Raw genomic sequence first — 3223 nt, 5'->3', positions numbered from 1 at the left:
GCGTCGGACTGTGCGCCGATAGGAGCGAACGGGTCGAAGGAACGGTTGGCCAGCATGTCGCGGAACTCTTTGTCCAGCGCGTAGCCGCCGACGTAGCGCTCGTCGATCGAGTTGCGCGACCAGGTCAGGCCGGTGTTGAACGACCATGCGCCGATATCGCCTTCAGCGCCAACCACCAGGTGCTTGGAGTCGGTGATGGTTTCGCTGTCGCGGGTGCCCCAGTCGTAGGTACGGTAGTTACCGGCTACGGTCTTCACGGATGCCGCCTGCTCCGGGGTCAGGTATGGCAGCACGTTGTCCTTGTAGTAGGACGAGGAAGTCGCGATGGTGAACGGCGCGGTGTTCGGTGCGATCTTCGCGGTCAGGTCCAGGCGGGACAGCGCGGTTTCAGCGAACAGGTTGATGTTCTCGGTCAGCTTGAAGGTGCCTTTGCCGAAGAAGCTGTCACGCTTGTTCTCTGGCACGATGCCCACGGTCTGCACGAAATCGAATGCGCAGTTCTGGGTGGTCGCGGTGTTGGCCAGGCTGATCTGGTTCATCGACGGGCAGGTGCCGTTCTTCTTCAGGTATGGGCTGAAGCCGATCGCAGCTTGCTTAGGATCGGTGAAGGTCACGGACACGTTGGCCGGCACGGTCGCGGTGGAGGTGCGGTCGTAGATGTAGTTGGTACCGTTGAAGGAGAACGGCACGTAAGCGGTCTTCGCGAATTCGCGATCGGTCGCTTTCATTTCGGTGCGCTCGTCGTGGCGGTAAGCGGCCACGATGGAGTAGCGGTCTTCTTCCAGATTGCCGAAGCCGAAGGTCAGGTTAGCGTAGCTTTGCTGGCCATGGGAGCTTTTCTCTGGCTGCTGGTAGCCTGCTTCGATGGTCGGCGCCTTGACGTTGGACTTCAGGATGAAGTTGATCACGCCGGCGATCGCGTCGGAACCGTACAGGGCGGATGCGCCGTCGGTCAGGATTTCCACGCGCTCAACTGCGCTCAGCGGGATGGCGTTCAGGTTGACAGCGGAACCGGAGCCCTGCGGCGCCACGCGGCGGCCGTTCAGCAGCACCAGGGTGTAGTCTTCGCCGATGTCGTGGATGGACGCGGAAACACGGCCACCGGAGTTGGTGCCGGCTGCGATTGCGTCAATGGTGAAGCCCTGCATGGCAGGCAGCGCCTGGATCAGGTCAGCTACGGTGGTAGCGCCGGTCTTGGCGATGGTTTCAGCGGACAGGCGCTGCACTGGCAGTGCGCCTTCGACGGCGATACGCTTAATTGCGGAACCGGTGATCTCGACGCGCTGCATCGCTTGTTCTTGGGCGAATGCCTGGCCGGCAAACAGTACCGAGCCAGCCAGCGCGGTCAGCGCCAGACGTACGGAGGTCACACCGATTTTTTCTTGGAATACCATTCATTACTCCTGAGTGTTGAAAACATCAATGAGCAATGGGAATTCCTGCGGACGCGCGCTGCTTGGTTACCAACCCGGGACTGCTTTGGGAGATGACAGAGCCATACGCCTAAACAACCGAAACATGGAAAGCTGAGCGACGAGTTGAAGACCTGCTATTGCTCATCGAGCAAGCATTATGCAAGTAGCTAAGAATGATTCACAGTACAAATATTACAAAGCTGAAATATATGGAGAATATTCGTTACATGACGAAGGCGACTAAACTTTGTTTGATTAATTCTTGATCAAACGTCGCTTATTTGCAACAATTGCTCAATAAACATCGCGGCGATAACGGCCGCTTCTTGCCAATTCAGCCATGGATGTGCTTGTAAATACTTGTTGCAGTGCTTTATCGACTCCAGCTGCCATGCCTTCCWGGCTGCCGCAGACGTAAATAGCGGCCCCCTGTTCCACCCAGGCGCGCAGGGTCGCCGCCTCCCGCAGAAGAAGGTCCTGCACGTAGATGCGTTCCGCCTGATCGCGGGAGAAAGCCAGATCCAGTTTCAGCATGCCGCCGCGCTGCAGCCCTYGCAGCTCTTCGTGGTAAAGGCTGTCATGAGCGGCATTGCGCTCGCCGAACAGCAGCCAGTTGCGCGTCTGCCCTGCCGCCACACGTGCGCGCAAGTGGCCACGCAGGCCCGCGATCCCGCTGCCGTTGCCGATCAGGATCAGCGGGCGTTGCGCATTCTCCTCCAGGCGGAAACGGCGATGTGCGCGCAGGCGCAGCGGCACCGAAGCGCCCAACGGCGCATCCTGCGTCAGCCAGCCGGATACAACGCCATGGCTGCCGTCCGTGTGGCGATGCAGACGCACCAGCAGATGCACGCGGCCATCCTGCGGCACGGACGCAATCGAGTATTCGCGCGGACGCTCAGGATCGGCGGGCGCCGCAATCTGTGCCAGGTCGCCCGATTGCCACGAGGGCAGCGGACCTTGTTCCGGTTCCAGCTCCAGGTGATAAATCGGCGCACCGGCGCTGCCCGGATTCAGCAGGCGGCGTTGCGCCAGCCGCCAGTTGCCGAAATCCGGAGCGCCCCAATCCGGCGCATCGCTGGTGCCCACCAGATGGCTCAAGTGCTTGCGCCACGCGGCGATGGAGTCCACGTTGCTGCGGTCTACTTCCACCCGCGCGAACAGCGGACGCGCGCCCTGTCCGTGCAGCCACGCGTCCAGCGCGCGGCCGAAACCGCAGAACGATGCATAAGCGCTGTCTCCCAGCGCCAGCACTGCGTAGTGCAGATGCTGCAATTGCAGGCCGCTGCGCGTCATCAGGCGCTGCACGAAACCGGCGGCGGCATCGGGCGCGTCGCCTTCGCCGTAAGTCGAGGTGAGGAAGAGAATACGCTCCGCGCTGCTGAGGTCATGATGCTCCAGTTCGTCGAACTCGCAGATGCGGCTGGGAATGCCGGCCACGCGTAAGGTTTCGCTGGTCTGGCGCGCCAGCTGTTCGGCATTGCCGGTCTGGCTTGCGTAGGCGACGATCCACGGGTTTGCACCGGCAGCCGCGCGCGCTGCATGCGCGGCTGCGCGCGCGCGGCGGTGGCGCAGCCAAGGCGCAAGGCATACCAGGCCATAGCTGGCCAGGCAGGCAGCTGTCAGGGCAAGGCGGGTGGTGTCGTTCGTCAGTATCATTCGTCGTCAAGCATTTGCCGGAAACGGCTGCTCATCGCTTCGCGCAGGACATCGCCCTCGCGCAGCAGGAAGCGGGCAGCCAGTCCCTGTTGTTCGGCCAGCGCAAGGCCGGCCTGCGCGCCCAGTACAGTGAGCGCGGTAGACCAGGCATC

Annotated in this window: 2 protein-coding genes; both read right to left on the bottom strand. The window is 61.8% G+C overall.

Annotated features, from left to right (window positions below; genetic code table 11):
• On the bottom strand, positions 1-1394 hold a 1394-nt coding region (locus AB4Z11_RS27485), incomplete at its 3' end, for a TonB-dependent receptor plug domain-containing protein (RefSeq protein WP_442029016.1).
• Between the two features lie 315 nt (positions 1395-1709).
• Entirely contained in the window at positions 1710-3071 is a 1362-nt protein-coding gene (locus AB4Z11_RS27480) for a sulfite reductase subunit alpha (protein ID WP_442029015.1), read from the bottom strand.
• Between the last annotated feature and the right edge of the window lie 152 nt (positions 3072-3223).

The sequence above is a fragment of the Pseudoduganella sp. RAF53_2 genome, from assembly GCF_052113985.1.
Classification (GTDB): Bacteria; Pseudomonadota; Gammaproteobacteria; order Burkholderiales; family Burkholderiaceae_D; genus Rugamonas.
This window is presented reverse-complemented; position numbering and strand designations above follow the sequence as displayed.